Genomic DNA, 22,947 nt, shown 5'->3' with positions numbered 1-22,947 from the left:
AGACTGCCGAATTTCGGCAGTCCTTAATCGATAAATTCAAATTCATATTCAAGAATTTTTACAATATCGCCGTCTTTTGCACCGCGCGCACGTAGTGCTTCATCAATGCCCATTCCGCGCATTTGACGAGCGAACCTGCGGACAGATTCATCACGACTGAAGTCCGTCATCTTGAATGTTTTCTCAATATCATAACCAGTAATGGCAAATGTACCATCGCTTTCACGTGTAATTTCAAATTTAGAGCCTTCACCCTCAAATTTGTACATTACACTTGCTTCAGATTCATCTACAACTTCATGTACTGGGAACTCTGGTGTTGTTTCTAATAGATCTGCTACTTCAAATAGTAAATCACGAACACCTTGACGCGTTACTGCAGAAATTGGGAAGATTTTTATTTCATCGCCCACTTTTTCTTTGAACGCTTGTAAATTTTCTTCTGCCTCTGGCATATCCATTTTGTTTGCAACAACAACTTGTGGACGCTCTGTTAGACGCAGATTGTATTCTTTTAATTCATTATTAATTGTTACGTAATCCTCATATGGATCGCGTCCTTCTAAACCAGACATATCAATCACATGAATGATAACGCGTGTACGCTCAATATGACGTAAAAATTGATGTCCAAGCCCAACACCTGCGTGTGCGCCTTCAATCAATCCTGGAAGGTCTGCCATAACGAAGCTGCGTCCATCACCTGTTTCAACTACTCCAAGGTTTGGAACAATTGTTGTGAAGTGATATTCAGCAATTTTTGGACGTGCTGATGATACAACAGATAATAATGTTGATTTACCGACACTTGGGAATCCAACAAGTCCTACATCAGCTAACACTTTCAATTCTAGTATTACTTCACGTTCTTGACCTGGTTCACCGTTCTCAGCAATTTCTGGAGCTGGGTTTGTTGGCGTCGCAAATCTTGAGTTACCACGACCACCACGGCCACCTTTTGCGATAACTGCTGATTGCTCATGCGTTACTAAATCCGCAAGAATTTGACCAGTAGCTACATCTTTTATAACTGTTCCCGGTGGAACCTTTACAATTAAATCATCCGCTTTACGGCCATGTTGATTTTTACTCATTCCATGTTGACCACGATCAGCTTTAAAATGACGCTGATAGCGGAAATCCATTAATGTACGTAATCCTTCGTCTACTACGAAAACAACATCGGCACCTTTACCACCGTCACCGCCTGCTGGGCCACCTTTTGGAACATATTTCTCACGACGATACGCAACCATTCCGTTACCGCCATCGCCGCCTTTTACATATATCTTGACCTGATCTACAAACATTATCTCACCACACTTTTTTCTAGTAGTTGTAATATAACCGAGATTTCTTCATCTCGCACTGTATAAGAAATGGAAAACCATTTATTAGGTTGATGAGCAAGCCAATCTTGTATCTCTTGTACATTTGTTAGCTTACCACGAAAATCAAAAAAGAAACGAGCATCCTCATCTTCACATTCAACTGTGATACAAACATAATTTTCAACATAAACGTCTAAACTATGCTCAAGCATTTGGAAAAATTGAGTTGTCCATCTAGATACTGTTTCATCTAGATACGATAAGTTATGTATTTCTCCTAATACTTCGTACTCCAACAAGCACGGGTGCTGTTTCCAATTATATGTTAAAATCCATTCTGAAAACTTGGGCATAGAAAGCCCTATCAGATTCGATTCTTGTCTCGCTTCTTGGACAAAACGATCGATGAGCCCATGAATTTCTTCCACTCTTCCGAGCGAAAGATTTCCTTTAATCATCTGCATACGATTAAGCCAATCATGTCTTGAGTGACGTAACGCATCTATAATTGTCCATTTTTCTTTCATTCATATACCCCTTTAATATAGAAAAACTCTAACCTGCACTCAGGTTAGAGTTTTCCGTGAGTTTCTTATGCTTCTTGAGCAACAGGATATACGCTCACTTGTTTGCGGTCACGGCCAAGACGCTCGAAGCGTACTACGCCGTCAACTTTCGCGTATAAAGTGTCATCGCCACCACGACCAACGTTAACACCTGGATAAATTTTTGTACCGCGTTGACGGTAAAGAATTGAACCACCTGAAACCATTTGACCATCTGCACGTTTAGCACCAAGACGTTTTGACTGAGAGTCACGACCGTTCTTTGTACTACCCACACCTTTCTTAGATGCGAAAAACTGAAGATCTAATCTTAACATACGTTACACCTCCTGCACTTTTTCTATTAAACGGATATACTTTCCGTAATCAAGTTCGATCGTTTTAAGCGAAACAACCATGCCCTCTAATAGAAAACATGCTTTTTCTTTTGTAGAATCGTCTAAATCGCTAGGCAATTCATACATTAAGAATCCACCATCTTTTCCAAGTTCAATGGTTGCTTGCACATTACAAAGTGATTCCACTGCATTTATCATACCAAACACAACTGTTGTCGTTCCAGCACAGACAAGATCTTGTCCATGCGGAGCGAAGTTCGCATGCCCGGTCATTTTAAATGATTGGATACTTCCTAATTCCGTGCGGTTAATCGTAATTTTAATCATGACAACCCAAATTAAGCGTTGATTGCTTCAATCACTAATTTTGTGTATGGTTGACGGTGACCTTGTTTTTTACGATTGTTCTTTTTCGCTTTGTATTTGAAAACGATGATTTTCTTAGCGCGACCTTGTTTTTCAACTTTCGCAGTAACTGTTGCACCTTCTACAACTGGGCTACCAACTTTCACGTTTTCGCCACCAACGAAAAGAACTTTGTCAAAAGTAACAGTTTCACCAGCTTCTACATCTAATTTTTCAACGTAGATCTCTTGACCAGCTTCAACTTTAATTTGTTTTCCACCTGTTTCGATAATTGCGTACATAATTGCACCTCCTCATAATTACTAAGACTCGCCAAAACGAGGTAGACATACAATGTCTTTTAGGAACCTGTCCTGCGCGGTTGTAGCATATAGCCGTTTAGGTGCTATAAACTATAACATAGAGATGTTATCATGAAACATAGCCTATTGTCAATGAATCTTCTACTAACTATTTTTTCGCGCACATATCTCTTCCTTCGTTCCAAAGCGTTGAATCGTGTAACGTGCTGCTTCATCATCAATAAAATAAATTTGAAAAGATATATTGCGCTGTAGTTCTTTCTCAAAAAAGATTTGTTGCACATTCGGATGAGCAGCGATCAAAACAGCTTCGTCATCTGTTCCATTATAAGCGATTAGTTCTCTCTCTAACTCATATGCTACCGTTTCATGCGATAACACATAACCGCTGCCTAGGCAAATCATACAATCTGTTAATAGCGTATCACGAAGCGATTGTTTTTTTCGTTTTCGTGTTATTTCTAAAATGCCAAGCTCTGTAAATCCTAACACTCTCGTATAAGTATGGTCTTTTTCTAAGTGCAACTTTACGATTTCTCTTATTTTTTCTTTTTCTTCGCGGCGCTTCATATTAATAAAATCGATTAAAATCATCCCACCAATATCACGAAGCCGCAGCTGCTTTGCAATTTCTTTTGCTGCTAGTTCATTTGTGCGCAGCACTGTATCTTGTAAATTTTGTTTCCCGGTGAATTTACCAGTGTTTACATCGATTACAGTCATCGTTTCCATTTGTTCAATGAGTAAATACGCTCCGTTTGGAAGCCACACCACCTTTTGCAGTGCCTTTTCAATTTCACGGTCAATTCCATAGTGAGCAAATAACGGCGTCTTTTCATGAAAGAAAGTAATTTTTTCTGCACCTATTCTCTCTCCTAATTCTTGCATCATACTGCGCTGATCTACAATCACCTGTGAAACCGTCTCTACTGGTATCTCTTGAAAAATTCGATCTAAAAAACTAGAAGGAGAATGTAAAAGAAGCGGGGCTTTTCCTCGTTGTTCTTGTTTTTTCACAAGTTCAAATTGTGACTGAAGACGGTGCATCTCCGCTTGTACTTCTTCTATCTGCACTTTCTCACATGCAGAACGGAAAATAAATCCTCCTGTTTTTTCTAGCGTAAGCAGTTGTTCTCGCTTTTTCGCATCTTTTATTTTCCGGGAAACGGCAAAAACTGTGTCATAGGGCATATATACAACATATTTCCCGGTGAATTCTATATTCGCGGTTATTTTTGGCCCTTTCGTATCAATCGCTTCTTTCACTACTTGTACAAGGATTGCTTGTCCTTCATGTAACCGCATAGATGATGGCACGTCCTCATATGACAAATAGGCGTGCTTCTCTAAACCAATATTGACAAACGCAGCGTTCATCCCCGCGATTGTTCGCATGACACGACCAATATATATATTCCCAACAATTTGTTCCTGTTCATTTCGTTGCCATAAGAGTTCCACAATCTCTTTCTCTTCTTCAACAGCAACTCGTTTTTCCAAACCGATGTAGTTTATGTATAGCGTCTTCAAAGACTATTCCTCTCTTCTATCCTTTTTTTATACAATAATAAAAGGTTAGTGTTACCGTCAACACTAACCAATTAACTCTTCTACGGATGATGTTGTTCTTTTTTCTGTAAAATATGCGTAAAGCAATTCATTTTCATCTAATGTATATTGATTTTTATGATCCCCTTGAATAATAATCGAGTGCTTATATCCCCTTCGAAACTGTGTGAAAATATGATACAAACTCACTTCTTTTCCAACCGTAATAGTTGCTACCTTTACAATTTCTTGCTTTTTCCCATAGTAACGCTCCAATAAAAAGCGCATAAATGCATAGCGGCGCTGTTTCCATTCTTGGAATAAAGAAAATGCTAAAAAAAGAAGTAACGCCCACATCATGACATTCTTTCCATTCCAGAAAAGCTGTAGCCCTAATACAACACTAAGGAAAACAATGGATATTCTCATCATAATGTTGTGCGCTTGTAAAAATGGGAAGCGATGCGATAATATATTCAGTACAATCTTCCCTCCATCAAGAGGCCAAATCGGTAATAAATTGAAGCACAAAATGAGCATATTGTTCCACATGAAAAAATGGTAAAAGTTCTCTCCCATCCAGCCTACTGTGTACAATAAGTAGACTGCGGCTACCATCCATACGTGTTGAACAGGCCCTGCTATAATAACAATCATCTCTTCTTTTAACGGCTTATTCCCATGCTCATCAAGCTCAGCTACCCCGCCAAATGGCAATAGCTGAATTTGCTTAATGCGCCATTTAAAATGAGCGGCTGCAATTGCATGACCTAATTCGTGGATAAAAACAATGAAAAATAAAATCAGTACCTCTTTAAAACGAGCTGTAAAAACCGCAATTGCTATAATTCCCCAAAACAATGGATGAATGGTAATCTTTGAAAAAATCTCACTATATTTATTCAAATGAAATCACCTGAATTGGATCAATAAATTTTTCATTCTTTTTAAATGCAAAATAAAATTTTCCATTTGCAACTGTTCCAACTTTTTGCTTTTTCGCTACATAATCATATAACTTAACTGATGTTTCTCCTAAATTTCCGTACCAAGATTCCGTGCCATCTGCATGTTGAATTTCAACTGTATTTCCAAACTCCTCTTTTTGACCAATCGAGACAACAATGCCTTCGTTAACTGATTCCACAACGGCATTCGCGGCCGTTTGTACAAATACACCTTGTCCGTTTGCCTGAAAACTTTGCATTACTTTTCCTGAAGCAGGAACAGCGTAATTCTTTTCTTTCTGGGTTGTTTTCTTTTCACTAGAAGGTAAAAAAGATAACGGTTTTCCAAACTTTGATTCATACCACTTCGAAACAGATGCAAATTGAAATTCTTCTTTCATCGCTTGTTTAACAACTGTACGTGGTCCCTCAAAAGAATTTGTTGTGTTTTTAAATAGGATGGCTACGACAAGAACAAGAATAGCAGATAGTAACAACTTAAAAAGAAATATTTCCTTTCGGAAAAGAGGATGTGTTTCTTCTCCTTCTTCAACAAGAAGCGGTGTAAATCCTTGTTCTTCATATGAAAACAATTCATCTTCTCTTTCCTGCTGTGCTTTTCTCTTAGCAATACGTTTTTTAATTTCTTCTACTCGTTTATTTCTCATCCTGACCCCTTCCTCTTTCCATCAGTTTGTACATATGTATGAGTTGTCCGAGAAAGATATTCATGGGAATACTTTTCTCCTAGAGGGGCAAGGCGAATACCAGATATTCTTAAAACAAAAAAGCACTTCGCTTATATGCGAAGTGCTCTTAACGTATTCCGAAGAATTTTTTCATTTTCGTAAATACTGTTTCTTTATCACCTTCAAGCGGTTGCAATGGCACATTTTCTCCAAGCAAACGTCTTACAATATTTCGATAAGCAATTGATGCTTTTCCACTCGGTTGCAACGCTACAGGCTCTCCTGTATTTGTTGCTCGAATCACCGCATCATCATCTTCTACGACCCCAAGCAATTCAATTGACAAGGTACGTACAATTTCATCTACATCCAACATATCCTGTTCCTGTAGCATATGACTGCGCACACGATTGATAATTAACTTCGGCGGCTCGATATCTTCTTTTTCCAATAGTCCGATAATCCGATCAGCATCACGCATTGATGATACTTCTGGTGTTGTCACAACAATCGCTTTATCAGCACCTGCCACAGCATTTTTAAAACCTTGTTCAATACCAGCTGGGCAATCAATTAATATGTAATCATAGTCTTGACGTAGTTGCTGTATTAATTCTTCCATTTGTTCAGGTGTTACTGCTGATTTGTCACTCGTTTGTGCTGCAGGTAATAAATAAAGTTCATCAAAGCGCTTATCTCTAATAAGAGCTTGAGGTAAACGACAACGCCCTTCAACAACATCAACGAGATCATATACAATACGGTTTTCCAACCCCATTACTACGTCTAAATTTCGCAAGCCGATATCTGTATCAATCAAACATATTTTTTTCCCAGATAGCGCCAAGGCTGTACCAATATTTGCAGACGTTGTAGTTTTACCCACTCCGCCTTTTCCAGATGTAATAACTATTGCCTCTCCCACAGCTATACAATTCCCCTTTCTAACCTTGTTAAATTAGGTCTAAGATGAGTGAGAAGTTGAATGCGATCGACAACAATGCGATTGTTCTCATTAATGTAGGCACATTCTGCCCCTTCCGCCCCGTCTTCTTTCTCCTCAGGAGCGCGCGTTGTCACGTCGCTAATCCGAAGCTGCATTGGATTCATAACAGAAGCTGCTATAACAGCTTCTGTATCCCCATAATATCCAGCATGTGCAATTCCTCGTAACGTTCCAATAATAAAAATATTTCCTCCGGCGATAACTGTACCGCCTGGATTCACATCTCCAATCAATAATAAATCACCTTTTACATGCAATATTTGACCCGAGCGAACAATTTTTGAAACAGAAACAATTTCTGTTTCTTCTTTCCATGTTAACGCTTGTTCTTTGGTTACAACATCACTTTCAATAGAATCTACAACTAAATTCTTTTTATTACGAATTAGCGTACGCAACTCTTCTTGTTGTACTTCTGTTACATAACGATTCCCAACTTTGACCTGTACTTCAATTAGAGAGCGCCCATCACCCTCGTAGTAATGAGTTGAAAGCTTTTCGTCAAGTTCTTGCAGTAATTCGCGAAATGAACAGGAATCATCCAGATGTAATGCTAAACCATCCTTCGTCCCTTTTATAGTCACATTTTGTTGCTTTTTTTCTGTCACCAATGCTCACCCCACCGATTTAATTCGATATAAAATCAGAAAATCCTTTTTTCTTTTTCTTCCATGGCATCTGAAAGACGTAAAAGATATCGTTTCAGTGGGAAACAAAACAGCAGTAAAAAAATTCCGTTCAATAACAATGTCGGAAGAAGACGATCTGTGAAAAAGATATGAGCTGACATATGAATACGGCCAATTAACGTCAAAAATCCATACACATAATACTCTAGCGCAGCAATGCCCGCTAATACAATAAAGAACACGATAAAAAGGTTCACTTGTAAAATTCGCATTGCATGATAGACAAGATAAGCTAAAATCGGATAAGCGAATATATACACACCAACTAGCTCAGTATGTACGATATCGAATAAAAATCCAAATAATAGTCCATAGTAAATACCTTGTACAGAATTAAAATAAATTGTAATAAAACATAAAACAATCATTAAAAAATGCGGTGCTACAATTGTATTCTCCCAAAAAAGACTCGTTGGAACAATAGTGGAAAACATACTCTCCACTATAAATGCGAAAAGAAGTAGAAGAGGAAGAATCGCTTTTTTTATAATCTCCATCTCTTCCCCCTCCTATTTCCCTAGATCCACTGTCGGCATAGTCCGTTTTGCAACCATAACATTGTTGACATCATTTAAATCTGCTGCAGGCTTGATATAAGCTGTTTGTGTTAATCCGTACTCATCCGCTGTTACCTCAACGATTTGTCCAATAACCAATCCGTCTGGGAACACACCGCCAAGGCCAGAAGTTACGACCGTTTGATCCTTCTCTACTTTTACACCAGATGGAATTTTTGTGAAAACAAGCTGCTGCTTTTCTTTATCGTACCCTTCAATTAATCCGAAAACATTGCTATTCCCTCGGACAACAGCTGAAATACGATTTGTTCGATTTAATGAGCTTATGAGCTCAACTGTGGAAGTGAACTGTGAAACGCTTTTTACTTTTCCAATTAAACCTTTTGATGTAATAACAGCCGCATCTTTTTGAATGCCTTCCTGTGCACCTTTATCAATACCAATTAAGTCATTCCATTTATCTGGATTACGATTAATGACAGTTGCTTGAACAGGTTTAAAATCACTAAGTGTATCCTTTTTTCCAAGAATATCACGAAGTTCTTCATTTGTTTTTTCTAAGTCTTTTACCTTTACGGACAACTCTGCATACTTGTCCAATTTTGCTTTTAATTCTTTATTTTCTTCATACGTGCGCTTAACATCTTCTACGTTCTCAAAGAATTCGGCAACATAATTCGCTGGCTTTTGAAATACGCGTTCTACAACTCCTACGGTATCCTTTACAAACTGCTCTGGCCACGTTAGATTTTTCCGTTCTTTCAATGAGATTCCGATCAATGCCACGAGAAGAATAATACTAACTAATAAAACAATTAATCTTTTGTTTAAGAAAAACTGTGGCACGTTCACACCCTCTTAAATTCACTAATTTTTTATGTTGAAATAATGGATTTTATCGAGCATTTTTGAAAAGGTCGATGTTGTCTAACGCTTTACCTGTTCCAATTGCTACGCAATCTAATGGATTTTCTGCAACAAGCACTGGCATGTTTGTTTCATCGCTAATTACTTTATCTAAATTACGAAGTAAAGCACCGCCACCTGTTAAAACAATTCCACGATCCATAATATCCGCTGCTAATTCTGGCGGAGTTTTTTCTAATGTGTTTTTTACAGACTCAACAATTGCATCTACAGTATCTTTTAACGCTGATGCAATTTCTTCTGGGCGAATTGATATCGTTTTTGGTAATCCAGTCACTAAATCACGACCACGAATATCCATTGGCTCAACACCTTCTGGTTCGCCAGCAGAACCAATTTCTAATTTTAATGCTTCTGCAGTGCGTTCCCCAATCATTAAATTGTAGTTTTTCTTAATGTACTGAATAATCGCATCGTCCATTTCATCACCAGCAACACGAACAGATTGGCTTGTTACAATACCGCCAAGAGAGATAATAGCAACTTCTGTTGTACCACCGCCTATATCTACAACCATACTTCCTGTTGGTTCCCAAACAGGTAAGTTCGCACCAATTGCTGCTGCAAATGGTTCTTCAATTGGGTATGCATCGCGTGCACCTGCTTGACGAGTTGCATCGATTACTGCACGTTTTTCAACCGCTGTAATACCAGATGGCACACACACCATTACGTAAGGCTTACGAGAGAAGAAGCCATTTGATTTCTGTGCTTGTTGAATATAATATTTCATCATTGTTGCTGTTGTTTCATAATCAGCGATAACACCGTCTTTCATCGGACGAAGTGCCACAACATTTCCAGGTGTACGACCAATCATTTGTTTTGCATCGTTACCAACTGCAACAATTTGCTTTGTGTCTGTTTGCAATGCCACAACAGATGGCTCACGTACAACGACACCTTTCCCTTTTACGTATACAAGCGTATTCGCTGTTCCTAAGTCTATTCCAAGGTCACGAGTAAATCCACCAAATCCAAACATATTATATATCTTCCTTTCTAATTTTAACAAAAATGCTCATTTTTTTCTTTTAATATTATTATATTTATATAAAACATAACGTTTTTACATGTTCTTTGTTATAGTGTAGACGAAAACCTACAAAAAACTCATAACTCACATTATAAAACAAAATACAGAAAAAAAATAGTCTTAAATATGACCTTTATCTTTTAAACTAACAAATTTATGGTCACCTATAATAATATGATCGAGAATTTCAATCCCAATAATTTTCCCGCACTCTACAAGTCTTTTCGTAACTTCAATATCCTCTCGGCTTGGCGTGGGGTCGTAGGGTAGGGAGCATGCGCCTTATTTGGTTACCCAAATAGATCTCACAGTCCCCCCCTCAGAACCGTACGTACACCTTTCAGCGTATACGGCTCGCCAGTTGATTAATCGGAATTTGCTTCGCATGATGGTCATGATGGCACTTATAGCACAATACAATCGTTTTCCGATTGCGCTCAATCATAATTTTGTCAAGGTATGATAGATTGCGCTTTTTCTTTAAGTCCTTTAACTTTCTAACATGATGGGCTTCCATCTGACCTTCTGTTGTACCGCACGCTTCACATTTATTTGCTACTAAACGTTTTTCAAAGTCCGTTCTTCCTGAATATTTCATCGCATTTACGTATGCGTCTATTTCAGGAGTGTCAGCTTTGATTGCACCTTTATGTTTAGGTATGTCTTTGAGTTTCACAAACTGATGAAGGTTCTCATTTCCATGTTTATCCTTTCTAACAAGACATAAAACTCCTTGTTTGTGGGTTCTCATATTTGTTGCTACCTTCATAGAGGTACTTCTACGTTTATTGGCAATCGTTTTGATAAAACTACTTTCTGCTAAATAAAATAACTTATCAAGATGATGATAGTTATTCGCAAGTTTATAGTAGTTTGCAATACCTCTTAGTTCAGCGTTGTAGGTATATAGGATTTCTAACTCTGAATTGTTGAGTAATTTTGTCCGATGTGTAATTTTAAAGTAGTCTAAATTTCCATACCCGTTTTTTATAGCAAATTCTTTGATTCTCTTTTCGGGAATTTCCAATTTTATTGCACCTGAAAGTGTCCTTTTTTCCAATAGATGTTTTTGGTTTTTATAATTAACTCTCTTGACCTTAATCTCATTCCATCTTCGAAATTCATATCCAAGAAAAGGAATTCGATTTTCAAGATGCGTGATGAGAGTTTTTTCCTCACTAAGGTCAAGGTGTAGTTCCTCCCTGAGAAAATGTTTAATCGTTTCCTTAACATTCAATGCACTTTGTTTGGAACCAGCTATCCCAATTACGAAATCGTCAGCGTAACGAACATATTTCATTCTTTGATAATCGTTGTCCATAGGGTCTATTGATGGAATCCCTATTTGCTTCGATTTAAGTTCTTGAATGTTGTTTACAAGGTCTGCTCGCTCTGCCCACAATTCATGTCCGTTGCTTTCATCAAGTCTCTTAACCTTTCGGGAAAGGGTTCTGATCTCCGAACGAATCGCGGTGTATTCTCTATTTCCTACCCTTATATTTCCCTTTTCGAAATTCTTCATTTGTTTTTCCATGAACAAATCAAACTCATGAAGATAAATATTGGCTAATAAGGGAGAAATAATACCGCCTTGTGGTGTACCGCTGTATGTCTTATAGTAAACCCAATTTTCCATTACGCCACAAGTAAGTGCATGATGAATAAGGAGCAGGAAACGGCGGTCATTTATTTTCTTTGAGATAAGTTTTACTAGTACAGTATGGTCAATATGGTCGAAAAAGCCTTTAATATCGCCTTCAATGCACCATGTTAACCCTTTCCACGTATTCTTGATTTGAGATAGTGCTGTATGACAGCTTCTTCCTTCTCTAAACCCGTGAGAGTTATCAGAGAATGTCGGTTCATATACGTTTTCCAATATCATTCTCATAACTTCCTGTACCATCTTATCCTTGAAATTAGGAACTCCTAATGGCCTCTTTTTCCCATTGGATTTTGGTATATAAACCCTTCTTACAGGTGCAAATCGAAATGTTTCGTTTTTCAACTGTTCAATGATTTCCTCTATTTTTTGTAAACTGAAACCATCGATTGTTTCATCTGTTGTACCTTTGGTTAAATTCCCTGCATTCGGATATAGTTTCGTATATGCTTTAATCCATAGCTCTTTATTATACATAAGACGGTAACAATCCGTAATTATTTTTCCTTTTTGCGAAGCATTCCTTATAACGTCTAACTGCTGAAATGGATTCTTTGCCATATTCATGACTCCTTTCCCGTTAGCGTTAACATCAACCTGTCTCCCTTCCCCATGCTAAACTCATTACAAGCAAACGTTGGGTACTACGGAGACTCCGTTACCATATGCAATTTTCATAGACCTATGTCTAATAGCCAATTGGCACTTGCACTTAGGTAATCCCTGCATTATGACATAATTTTAGATACGTGATGGTTAGGTATCCCTTTCGACGGTTTCCTCTAGTGGAGGATTGAAGGATAAACCTTACTATGGACAGGGCTCTGGCGATACCCAACAGACACAGCGGCGATGTGTCTCCCATTTTATCCTCATTGCCTGTTAGCTATCGTAGACAATGGCGCACCCATCGCTCATTCGTCTAGGATTCAAACAGTATAGCTTTTACCATACATCACTTGGTCTGAAGAACTGACTCGACGTTAGATAGCTTTGTCGTCTTTTCTCCTTTTCACACCATGCTATGTTCCCTCTATAGGTTTCCCCTCAAGGTAAGATGCTGACCATAGAACATTGTAAGGAGTTCTAGTTTTCTAAGAAAACGCTAAAATTACGCACCTTGCAGGCGCACTCCGGAAGGATGATTATGAAGACATATAATAGAAGCAGCAGCGCGGCGAAAAGCTTCCTTGAAGTAGGGTAAGAACCCGGCGCCTTACTTAGTTTCTTAAGCAGGTTTCCAAGAACTCCCCTCCAAACCGTACGTACTCCTCTCAAAGTATACGGCTTTCCATTTATCAATCTAACTTCCCATTGTGTAAGTCATGGTGGCATTTCACACACATTGCGATTGTTTTTCGATTTCTTGCAATCATGGTTTGTTCCCATCGTTTTTTTCCTTTTAGATTCTTAAGTTTGTTGACATGGTGCATTTCTAATGGAACATTATCTATACCACACCATTCACATTTTTCAGCTAAAAGGCGTTCAATGAGACTTGTTTTGCCACCAAATTGAACTGTATTCGGTTCTATATCAACCTCTTCATTATTAGTCTTTGTATTCTTTTCCATTTTTTGGTCTATGAAGTATGCAATACGTTGCCCATCTCTCGTCTTGTAGCGAATACCAAAGGTTCCGTTTATAGAAAATTTGTTGATTATCTTGCTAACGGTACTTTTATATTTATTAGCATAAGTTTTTATCATGCTGTATTTCATGGTTTGACGGAAAGATTGCAGAACATGCACATTACTAGCTAGGCGATAATAATTGTACAGTCCTCTTATTTCGGCATTGTATTGTCTTATGATTTCTATGTCATCATTACGGAGTAAATACGGTCTATGAATCGGTTTCCATTGATTATTTTTCCCGAGACTTAATGCACCAAGGTCAATGAGTTTTTTGATGTATTTTTCGTGAGGTACAAAGAGTTTGGCTTGAAAATTAAACTTCCTTTTTTGTGTGCCGTTAGGCATTTTCATTGTTTGCCAATCCCTAACTACTCTAATGTCATACCCAAGAAATCTCGCATTCTTTTTGCTATGTGTAATCAGCGTCTTTTCCGCACTTAGTTCAAGTTTTAGTTTATCAGCTAGAAAAATCGTTAAATCCTTCTTGATTTCTTCTACCTCTTCTTTGCTTGCTATAACACCAATAAGAAAATCATCTGCATATCTCACATATTTCATTCTACGATAGTTCGGGTCAAACAGATCCTTACTGTCATGTTTGATTAACTCTTTGTAGAGTTCTTTCAATTCACTGGCTCTTACAGCTCTAGTTTCTTTGTTTAAATTTGACCATTCACGTTTATTCTTATGTTTATGATAATTTATTTTCGATGCTAGATTATGGTAGGTTAGATTATGTCTGCGTTTATCACCTTTATTGAATATCGATGTATATTCTTCAACGTATTTATCCAATTCATTAAGGTAAATATTAGAGAGAGTTGGGCTAATGATACCACCTTGTGGAGTTCCACTGAATGTTTTATGAAATACCCAGTCTTCCACATAACCAGCACGTAGAAATTTCCAAATTAAGTTGATAAATTTTTCATCCTTGATTCTTCTTCTCAAGATGTTGATAAGAATGTGATGGTCAATATTATCAAAGAATCCTTTTATGTCACCTTCGATAAACCAGCGAGTGCCAGTAAAGGTATGTTTAATTTGTTTAAGAGCCGTATGACAACTTCTATTTGGTCTGAAAGCATGTGAGCTTTCAGAGAATACAGGTTCGTAGATACTTTCAAGAATTTTTCTAGCTACTTCTTGAACTAATTTATCCTCAAAAGTTGGTAATCCTAAAGGTCTTAGTTTTCCATCCTTTTTTGGAATGTAAGTTCTTCTTGCGGGATTAGGTTGATATGTTTGATTTCTAAGCTTTTCAATAAGAGTATCTATTCTTTTTACACTCATGCCGTCTATAGTATCCTCATTTACACCTTTGGTGTTACTTCCTTTATTAGGATAGATTTTGGCATATGCGTCTAAGAAAAATTCAATGTTATATAGGTTCCGATACAATCGCTTAAATGTGTAATCTTCTTCAGTTGCCTTGGAAGTTAGACTGCTTAATACTACTTTTGGATTTCTCATAGAGCCTCACGCTCCTTCCCAATTTTGCATTAAACTAGATAAACTACTCTCCTTCGCCATGTAATAGGCTTTCCCTATCTCGGACTACTACGAGAGTTCCGTTGCCTTATTGGATATTTAGACACGATTGTCATAGCCTTTGTGGCGTTCCAACTTAGGCAATCCCCATTTAGTCATTTAGAAACTTAGGCATTCATAGTTTCGGATGTGACTTTCGCTCGTTTCTTCCATAGAGAAGTTGGTTAGAATAGTATCATTTCATGTTCTTCGACGTATTTAAAGAACATGCATATTCTATTCAGCGTTTATCGTTACCTCCCGCTGAAGGTCCCCGTAGTCCCCCTTGAGCTATCATTTAAGCAATCCAGCTTTCATCCTTGTCTATGAGTTTCATCTCGCCATTCAGTCGTGCCTTGGTAACTAGACAACTTATGGCTTTTCCAGCATGCTACACTCCCCGTTTGGTTTCCCTTACGGATAAGCTGGCTGATGATAGGGTGAGGATTATGATATTTCCCTACTGCTTTGCCAAAGCAGATTTTCTAAATGCCCTTATGGGCGCACCACCTCGCGCGGATGCACAATCGAGGCATTCAAACTTCCAATAAATACCGTTTGTCGATGCATCACTTGATTTTTCGTATTTAAATATAAACATACAAAATGTTCTTGTTGTAAAAAGCGCATCTCCTCCATCATATAGCGTGCGCAATCTTCCGGATTACGAATGCTATATCTATTTTGACACTCTAAGCGTACCATTCTTCGTCCAAGTTCAAAAGCAGCAATAAGTTGGGATGCTTTTGCCACCCCAACGCCATGAATGCTGGTCATTTCTTCAATTGTTGCATCTTTTAACATTCGTAATCCGTCAAAATGATTCAAAATTCGACTTGCTAATGTTAAAACTGACTCCTCTTTTGAACCAGTTCGAAGTAATATAGCGAGAAGTTCTGTGTTTGATAAGCTGCTTGCTCCTTCTAGCAATAAACGTTCCCGTGGTTGATCTTCTTTCACAACATCACGAATGCAGCTCATATTCCATCCTCCTTTACATATTAAATTGTTTCAACTCACGCACAACACGTGCAATCGGTAAACCAACAATCGCATAATAATCACCTTGCATATGCTGAACAAAAATAGCACCTTTTCCCTGTATCCCATAACTACCAGCTTTATCAAGCGGTTCTTTCGTTTTTACATATGCATGAATTTCTTCTTCAGTTAATTCCCAAAACGTTACTTCTGCACGCTCATAAAATGTCACTGTTTTTTCTTTTGAAATAAGAGCAACTCCTGTATACACCTCATGAATTTTTCCTGATAAGAGCTGCAACATTTCTTCCGCTTCACTCTCATCCGCTGGTTTTCCTAGAATACGCGACTCGTAAGTAACAATTGTATCAGCACCAAGCACAACGCAATCTTCGTAATCCTTTGCTACAGCAGATGCTTTTTGCAATGCAAGTGACATCACGATATCGTGCGGTGATGAATACGCTCCAATCGTTTCTTCTACTTCACTAACTACAACCTCAAATGGCATATCTACCAGCTCAAGTAATTCTTTACGTCTTGGTGAACCAGACGCTAAAATAAGTTTTTTCATACGTTCTCCTTTCATTTTCAAAATTAGCAGGAAGATACAGCATAACCATACTAAATGTATAGATTCTCCTCAAATTTTAAAAATATCGTTTTTCTTAAAAAAAAATACAAAAGAAAGGAAAAAAGCACGAACTGACTTTTCCTTTCTTCAGTGCTAATGAGTAATAGAAAAAAGCAACTACATACTGATTATGAGTTAAACATTATCTAATTATTATACGTTTTTGTTTTTTTGTGAAACTATTTTTTCATAGGAAAGAAAGCTATCTACTAACACTTGCTGCAATTTTGTCATCGTTTCCATATCTTGTTTTCCCTCTTGTATGGTTTGCACAGCCACTGATGCATACGTAAACAACTTTTTTATATCGTCCCGCTTCAGTGCTGCCTCTTCTTTTTTTATTGCTTTCCATTCATTTTCAATCTGTTCCATATCTGTTTTACTTATTTTGTTTCCGGACTGAATCGCAGCTGCTTGTTGCAATAATTTCCCATACAATGATTGTAACTTTTCCAAAAACGCTCCATACTCTTGATCCTGTTTTAAAAGCGCTTGATCTGTAATCTCCCATTTCTTTTTCACAACTGATATATCCTTTTGTTTATATTGCGTGATCGTTTGCATGACAGATTGTTCATCATGCGCCATTCCAAGAACGAGTAAGTATCTATCTCCTGACTGCATAACTGCTCCAGGGACTCCATTTTCTTGTAACTCCTTTAATGATGCCTGTCCCTTTTCTTTCGAAGAAAATACCCCGCCCTGCACAAAATAAATCGTCAGCGGTGATAACGCAGCTGGGGCTGTTTTCTTTTCTTCTGTTTTCTTTTCTTCTGTTTGCTCATTTGTCGGTTTTTTTGTTTCATTTTTCTCTGTAACATTTGCTGCTGGGACTGTCGTTTCACGAACTGTTTCTTTTCCCGCTAGTAAGTGCAGCATTCCCATTCCAAACCCTGTCCCAATTACAATCGCTGTAGATACTGTGAGAATAAACCTATTACTCCATCCTTTTTTTCCTTTTCGCATAGACGATGCTGCATGTTTTTGAAACGACACCACATTATTTGTCACCGTATTCTCCGGGAGCACCCACTCAAACTCTTCTTTTTTTGTTTCCTCTTCTTTCTTCTCTATATAATTTGCTTCCGTTCCATTCACTTTAATTGAAATTGTTCGCGATTGTTTGTCCATACCCCCACTCCTTACTTCTTATCATTGCCAGCATCGTATCATACTCGTTTCAAAAAAAAACGAGATACTTGTCAAAGAGATTCGTCAAATTATCCTATATTGTTATCCTATATGTATGCTTGCGTCTTTATTTGTAGAACAAAAAAACTAGACAGCTTATTTCTGTCTAGTTTTTTGAACCACATATTTACGAGCTTCTGATATGAAATAAAGAGAACCTGTTAGTAAGAAAATATCATCTTCTTGTAAAGAATCCATTGCCCTACTGATCGCTTCCTTCCAATTTTCAAAGATATGTTTCGATTCTCGCTTTGAATGGGCAGCAAGAGCCTCAGCAGAGATAGCACGATCAAACGTGAACGTTGTAAAGATCATTTCGTCTGCAATTGTTTCTAATTGTCCAACCATTTCATCGAGTTGCTTATCCCCAAGTGCTGTAAATAAAATAATAATTCGTTTTTCACTGTAGTGTGCACGAACAGTTTCTACAAGGCTATGTACGCCTTCTGGATTGTGTGCCCCATCAATAATGACATGCGGGTGAGTAGAAAGTTGTTCAAAACGCCCAATCCAATATGCTTCAGCTAATCCTTTTCGAATATGCTCTTCATCAATTAAAAATGCTTGATACACGTTTAAGTATGAGATCGCCATAAGCGCCAGCGCAGCATTTTGTACTTGATGCTGGCCTTTCATGGAAATGAAAAGGTCTTCATACGTATGGAATGGAGACGAAAATGTAAACCGTTCTCCTTCTTTCTCTGAAGAAAGATGTTCTACTTGAATTTGATTTCCTAGTTCATATAAGTTAGAACGTTTTTTATTGGCAGTCGTACGGATGACTTCTAACGCTTCATTTTGCTGCACACCAGTTATAACAGGAACACCTGATTTTATAATTCCCGCTTTTTCAAATGCGATCGCTTCTAACGTATTACCTAAAATATGCATATGATCATGGCCGATATTTGTAATAATTGTCAATGTAGGGTGAATGACATTTGTTGAATCGAATCGTCCTCCAAGCCCTGTCTCAAATAAGACGATGTCACACATATTCATCTTTCCAAAATAATAAAGGGCCATAACGGTAATGATTTCAAATTCTGTCGCTTCGCCTAAATTTGTTTCATCTAACTTTTCCACAACAGGTTTGACTATATTTACGAGATCTGTAATTTCTTGATCTGTAATCGGTACACCATCCATACTAATCCGTTCATTAAATGTTTCAATGTATGGAGAAGTAAAAGTCCCTACTTTGTATTCTGCCGCCTGTAACATATAACGCATATATGTAAGAGTGGAACCTTTTCCATTTGTTCCCGCAAGATGAACACATTTTATATGACGCTCCGGATTCCCAAGTTCTTCTAACATCCACTCCATGCGTTCTAACCCTGGTTTTATACCAAATTTTAAACGGCTATGAATCCAGCCGATTGCTTCTTCATATGTATGTATCACGTATGCTATTCCCCTTTCCATCAAAAAACGAACCAAAGCAAAAGATTGCTCTAGCCCTATTATACTCAAATAGAACAATCTTTGCCGTGGTTCGCTATTTAAAATATTTTATCCCGCTATTTGCGGTTAGTAATACTCCCATTCAGCGAAAACATTGTCCAGCTCTAGTGGCTGTGGCTCCGTTTCTTTCTACGAGGTAAAAACCACCTCTCTGTCGGGCGCGTGGGCGTCCTGCGATTCTGAGCGAGCCGCTTCCGCTTTTCTTAAGAAGTAAAGTGGGGGATAAAGACCCCCACTAATTAAAGTTTCACTTTATTTTTGTAGATCTGCTAGACGTTGGCGAACTGCTTCGCGTTTTTCTAGGTAATCTTGCTCTTTCGCACGTTCTCCTTCAATAACTGCTGCTGGAGCTTTTGCTACGAAGCCTTGGTTTGCAAGTTTCTTCTGTACACGTTCAACTTCTTTATCGAACTTCTCAAGTTCTTTTTCAAGACGTGCTTTTTCTTCATCAAGGTTAATAAGATCAGCTAGTGGTAAGAATAGCTCTGCACCTGATACAATTGCAGTCATCGCTTTTTCCGGTGCTTGTAAATCCGTCTTAATTGTTAATTCACTTGGATTACAGAAGCGCTCAATGTAGGAGCTATTTTTCGTAAGCTGTGCTAATACTGCTTCGTCTTTCGCTTTAATTTGCAATTGAACTTTTTTGCTCATTGGCGTATTTACTTCAGCACGAATGTTACGAACAGAGCGAATGATATCAACTAGAAGATGCATTTCTGCCGCTGCTTCTTTGTCTTGTAAATCTTCGCGAACTGTCGGCCAAGCCGCTACTGTAATAGATTCGCCTTCATGAGGAAGATGTTGCCAAATTTTCTCTGTTACGAATGGCATGAATGGGTGTAATAAACGCATCGTTTGATCTAGTACGTATGCTAAAACAGAACGAGTTGTTTTCTTCGCAGCTTCATCTTCTCCGTATAACGGAATTTTCGCCATTTCAATGTACCAATCACAGAAGTCATCCCAAATGAAGTTATATAATGCACGACCAACTTCACCTAGCTCATATTTATCCATGTTACGCGTTACACTTTCAATTGTTTCGTTTAAGCGAGTTAAAATCCATTTATCTGCAACAGATTTTTCACCAGTTAAATCGATATCTTCATACTTCATATCATCCATGTTCATTAATACGAAGCGAGATGCGTTCCAAATTTTATTGATGAAGTTCCAAGTAGATTCTACTTTCTCCATGCTAAAGCGTAAATCTTGGCCTGGCGCACTTCCTGTTGATAAGAAGAAGCGCATTGCGTCTGCACCGTACTTCTCAATAACTTCCATTGGGTCAATACCGTTGCCAAGAGATTTACTCATTTTACGTCCTTGCTCATCGCGAACAAGACCATGAATTAATACGTCTTTAAATGGACGCTCTCCTGTAAACTCTAAGCCTTGGAAAATCATACGAGACACCCAGAAGAAGATGATGTCATAACCAGTTACAAGAGCGTCTGTTGAATAGTAACGCTTGAAGTCCGCTGCATCTTCGTTTGGCCAACCAAGTGTCGAGAATGGCCATAATGCTGAACTAAACCATGTATCAAGTACGTCGTTATCTTGATTCCAGTTTTCGATATCTGCTGGTGCTTCTGTACCTACGTATACTTCACCAGTTTCTTTATGATACCAAGCTGGGATGCGGTGTCCCCACCATAATTGACGAGAAATACACCAATCATGAATATTTTCCATCCAGCGTAAATATGTGTTCTCGAAACGATCTGGTACGAACGTTACCTTTTCTTCTTCTTTTTGTTGTAATTCAATTGCTTTTTCTGCAAGTGGTGCCATTTTTACGAACCATTGTGTAGATAAGTAAGGCTCAACAACCGCTCCGCTGCGCTCACTATGACCAACTGCATGCATATGAGACTCGATTTCTACTAATACGCCCGCTTCTTGTAAGTCTTTTACTAATTGCTTACGGCATTCAAAGCGGTCCATACCGTTATACTTACCAGCTTTTTCATTCATTGTGCCATCTTCATTCATTACTAGAATACGTGGTAAGTCATGACGGTTACCTACTTCAAAGTCATTCGGATCATGAGCTGGTGTAATTTTTACAACACCTGTTCCGAAATCTTTTTCTACGTACTCATCAGCAATAATTGGAATTTCACGGCCTACAATTGGAAGTGTAACTGTTTTGCCGATTAAATGTTTGTAACGATCATCTTCTGGATGAACTGCTACTGCTGTATCACCAAGCATTGTTTCTGGACGAGTTGTTGCAAGGCGAATGTGACCAGAACCGTCTGTTAACGGGTAATTCATATGATAAAATGCACCTTGCACATCTTTATGAATTACTTCAATATCAGATAGTGCAGTGCGAGTTGCTGGATCCCAGTTAATAATATATTCCCCGCGGTAAATTAAACCTTTTTCATATAACTGAACGAATACTTTATTAACTGCAGCAGATAAACCTTCGTCTAACGTAAAACGTTCACGAGAATAGTCTAATCCTAAACCAACTTTCGCCCATTGTGCACGAATGTGATTAGCGTATTCTTCTTTCCATTCCCACGCTTTTTCAAGGAATTTTTCACGTCCAAGATCATAGCGTGAAATCCCTTCTTCACGAAGTTTTCCCTCTACTTTTGCTTGCGTTGCAATACCTGCATGGTCCATACCAGGAAGCCATAATACATCATAGCCTTGCATACGCTTTGTACGAGTTAAAATATCTTGAAGCGTTGTATCCCAAGCATGACCTAAGTGCAGTTTACCAGTTACATTCGGAGGCGGAATTACAATCGTATACGGCTGTTTATCAGCTTCTCCTTTTGCTTCGAAATATTTGCCTTCGAGCCACCATTTATAACGGCCTTCTTCTACGGATATATGATCGTATTTTGTTGGTAAATTTTTTTCCGTGTTTGACATATTTTTCCCTCCTTAAAAAAATAAAAAACTCCCTCATCCAAAAGGACGACGGAGATCGTGGTACCACCTTTTTTTACAGGCGTAAATAGATACACTACACCTGTACACTTATCATCTGTAACGGGTTATCCGGTTTCTCCTACTTTCAGTGCGAGTTCAAAGAAACTGCTCCAGGGCGACCTTCCAACACTACCATCTAAGAAATCTCACAGCAATTGATTTCTCTCTCTGAAGACGTAGGACGTTGTACTCTTCCCTATCAACGCATTTATATATACGTTTTAAAATTATAATATATCTTATAGTCTAAAAAAGAAATGTGCAATCGTCAATAAGCTTAACCAAGTTTTTTATAACATATGCAAAGAAAATGAAAAAAGTGCAGGATAAGCACATTAGGTGCTTATCCTGCATATTGTAGTATCACATTTCCACTTCTCTTATCGTTCATACTAGAGAAGTTTCTAATACGGAGGACGATTATGCGACGCTATCGACGCACATACAATTTTTCAGCCCCTTCTTGGTTAAGAAATTTACAAACGATGTTTTCTGATTTTGCAATCCCGCTCACCATTTTCCAAGGCATTCGTACTTTACTACTTCCTACGTTTTTAGATTTTGTCATCCTAGCTATTTTTATAGCAGCAACGATTCGCTTACATTATCAGCCGTAACTTCTT

At 38.1% G+C, this 22,947-nt stretch carries 20 protein-coding genes, 3 pseudogenes and 2 other annotated features; of the genes and pseudogenes, 1 reads left to right on the top strand and 22 read right to left on the bottom strand.

From position 1 onward, the window contains the following. Nucleotides 1–23: 23 nt before the first annotated feature. The 22 genes and pseudogenes from obgE to MR076_RS09275 all read right to left on the bottom strand — a co-directional run bounded on the left by obgE (nucleotide 24) and on the right by MR076_RS09275 (nucleotide 22,264). Nucleotides 24–1,310, bottom strand: coding sequence for a GTPase ObgE (obgE, locus tag MR076_RS09380; RefSeq protein WP_242219959.1), 1,287 nt, complete (start codon nucleotides 1,308–1,310; stop codon nucleotides 24–26). Then, complete coding sequence (locus MR076_RS09375; RefSeq protein WP_242219957.1) at nucleotides 1,310–1,858, bottom strand: sporulation initiation phosphotransferase B; 549 nt, start codon at nucleotides 1,856–1,858, stop codon at nucleotides 1,310–1,312. The genes obgE and MR076_RS09375 overlap by 1 nt, the downstream gene beginning before the upstream one ends. 65 nt (nucleotides 1,859–1,923) lie before the next feature. Beyond that, on the bottom strand, nucleotides 1,924–2,214 hold the full coding sequence (gene rpmA, locus MR076_RS09370; RefSeq protein WP_017150650.1) for a 50S ribosomal protein L27: 291 nt from the start codon (nucleotides 2,212–2,214) through the stop codon (nucleotides 1,924–1,926). Between the two features lie 3 nt (nucleotides 2,215–2,217). After that, nucleotides 2,218–2,562: a ribosomal-processing cysteine protease Prp gene (locus MR076_RS09365; RefSeq protein WP_242219955.1), complete on the bottom strand. Its 345-nt coding sequence runs from the start codon at nucleotides 2,560–2,562 to the stop codon at nucleotides 2,218–2,220. Between the two features lie 11 nt (nucleotides 2,563–2,573). Further along, nucleotides 2,574–2,882, bottom strand: a complete 309-nt coding sequence (gene rplU / locus MR076_RS09360) for a 50S ribosomal protein L21 (RefSeq protein ID WP_035431521.1) — start codon at nucleotides 2,880–2,882, stop codon at nucleotides 2,574–2,576. A 14-nt stretch (nucleotides 2,883–2,896) separates the two neighbouring features. Then, nucleotides 2,897–2,974 (bottom strand) — a sequence feature (ribosomal protein L21 leader region). 73 nt (nucleotides 2,975–3,047) lie between these two features. Continuing rightward, nucleotides 3,048–4,433, bottom strand: a complete 1,386-nt coding sequence (locus tag MR076_RS09355) for an Rne/Rng family ribonuclease (protein ID WP_242219953.1) — start codon at nucleotides 4,431–4,433, stop codon at nucleotides 3,048–3,050. 63 nt (nucleotides 4,434–4,496) lie between these two features. Then, nucleotides 4,497–5,357, bottom strand: coding sequence for a M50 family metallopeptidase (locus MR076_RS09350; RefSeq protein ID WP_242219952.1), 861 nt, complete (start codon nucleotides 5,355–5,357; stop codon nucleotides 4,497–4,499). After that, nucleotides 5,350–6,066 carry a M23 family metallopeptidase gene (locus MR076_RS09345; protein WP_242219949.1) on the bottom strand — a complete coding sequence of 239 codons (717 nt, stop codon included), beginning with the start codon at nucleotides 6,064–6,066 and terminating at the stop codon, nucleotides 5,350–5,352. Before MR076_RS09345 ends, MR076_RS09350 begins: the two co-directional genes overlap by 8 nt. Before the next feature lie 148 nt (nucleotides 6,067–6,214). Then, on the bottom strand, nucleotides 6,215–7,012 hold the full coding sequence (minD, locus tag MR076_RS09340; RefSeq protein ID WP_242219948.1) for a septum site-determining protein MinD: 798 nt from the start codon (nucleotides 7,010–7,012) through the stop codon (nucleotides 6,215–6,217). 2 nt (nucleotides 7,013–7,014) lie between these two features. After that, nucleotides 7,015–7,701, bottom strand: a complete 687-nt coding sequence (gene minC, locus MR076_RS09335) for a septum site-determining protein MinC (protein WP_242219946.1) — start codon at nucleotides 7,699–7,701, stop codon at nucleotides 7,015–7,017. 35 nt (nucleotides 7,702–7,736) lie between these two features. Next, a complete protein-coding gene (gene mreD / locus MR076_RS09330) occupies nucleotides 7,737–8,279 on the bottom strand; it encodes a rod shape-determining protein MreD (protein WP_242219944.1) in 543 nt (180 codons plus the stop codon). A 12-nt stretch (nucleotides 8,280–8,291) separates the two neighbouring features. Next, nucleotides 8,292–9,146 (bottom strand): rod shape-determining protein MreC, encoded by an 855-nt coding sequence (gene mreC, locus MR076_RS09325; RefSeq protein WP_242219942.1) that lies wholly within the window; start codon nucleotides 9,144–9,146, stop codon nucleotides 8,292–8,294. Between the two features lie 49 nt (nucleotides 9,147–9,195). Then, nucleotides 9,196–10,212, bottom strand: a complete 1,017-nt coding sequence (gene mreB / locus MR076_RS09320) for a cell shape-determining protein MreB (RefSeq protein ID WP_242219940.1) — start codon at nucleotides 10,210–10,212, stop codon at nucleotides 9,196–9,198. A gap of 171 nt (nucleotides 10,213–10,383) precedes the next feature. After that, nucleotides 10,384–10,524, bottom strand: a pseudogene (locus MR076_RS09315) (JAB domain-containing protein); the annotation flags it as partial. 79 nt (nucleotides 10,525–10,603) lie between these two features. Continuing rightward, nucleotides 10,604–12,487: a reverse transcriptase/maturase family protein gene (locus MR076_RS09310; RefSeq protein WP_242219938.1), complete on the bottom strand. Its 1,884-nt coding sequence runs from the start codon at nucleotides 12,485–12,487 to the stop codon at nucleotides 10,604–10,606. A 571-nt stretch (nucleotides 12,488–13,058) separates the two neighbouring features. After that, a pseudogene (locus MR076_RS09305) lies at nucleotides 13,059–13,121 on the bottom strand (JAB domain-containing protein); the annotation flags it as partial. A gap of 103 nt (nucleotides 13,122–13,224) precedes the next feature. Further along, entirely contained in the window at nucleotides 13,225–15,036 is a 1,812-nt protein-coding gene (locus MR076_RS09300; protein WP_242219936.1) for a reverse transcriptase domain-containing protein, read from the bottom strand. A 558-nt stretch (nucleotides 15,037–15,594) separates the two neighbouring features. Further along, a pseudogene (gene radC / locus MR076_RS09295) lies at nucleotides 15,595–16,074 on the bottom strand (RadC family protein); the annotation flags it as partial. 13 nt (nucleotides 16,075–16,087) lie between these two features. Beyond that, nucleotides 16,088–16,648 carry a Maf family protein gene (locus MR076_RS09290; RefSeq protein WP_242219934.1) on the bottom strand — a complete coding sequence of 187 codons (561 nt, stop codon included), beginning with the start codon at nucleotides 16,646–16,648 and terminating at the stop codon, nucleotides 16,088–16,090. 213 nt (nucleotides 16,649–16,861) lie between these two features. Further along, nucleotides 16,862–17,839, bottom strand: a complete 978-nt coding sequence (locus tag MR076_RS09285; protein WP_242219932.1) for a stage II sporulation protein B — start codon at nucleotides 17,837–17,839, stop codon at nucleotides 16,862–16,864. Nucleotides 17,840–17,995: 156 nt separating this feature from the next. Next, nucleotides 17,996–19,306, bottom strand: a complete 1,311-nt coding sequence (locus tag MR076_RS09280) for a bifunctional folylpolyglutamate synthase/dihydrofolate synthase (protein WP_242219930.1) — start codon at nucleotides 19,304–19,306, stop codon at nucleotides 17,996–17,998. A 312-nt stretch (nucleotides 19,307–19,618) separates the two neighbouring features. After that, on the bottom strand, nucleotides 19,619–22,264 hold the full coding sequence (locus tag MR076_RS09275) for a valine--tRNA ligase (protein ID WP_242219928.1): 2,646 nt from the start codon (nucleotides 22,262–22,264) through the stop codon (nucleotides 19,619–19,621). Between the two features lie 38 nt (nucleotides 22,265–22,302). Next, nucleotides 22,303–22,536, bottom strand: a binding site (T-box leader). 210 nt (nucleotides 22,537–22,746) lie between these two features. Between MR076_RS09275 and MR076_RS09270 the strand changes: the two genes are divergently transcribed. Further along, the gene (locus MR076_RS09270; protein WP_242219927.1) at nucleotides 22,747–22,941 is read left to right on the top strand and encodes a hypothetical protein; all 195 of its coding nucleotides are present in this window, start codon (nucleotides 22,747–22,749) and stop codon (nucleotides 22,939–22,941) included. Nucleotides 22,942–22,947: the final 6 nt, after the last annotated feature.

The sequence above is a fragment of the Bacillus cereus group sp. BfR-BA-01380 genome (genome assembly GCF_022663535.1).
GTDB lineage: Bacteria > Bacillota > Bacilli > Bacillales > Bacillaceae_G > Bacillus_A > Bacillus_A cereus_BB.
The sequence above is the reverse complement of the archived record's forward strand: the minus strand, read 5'-3'. Positions and strand labels throughout refer to the sequence as shown.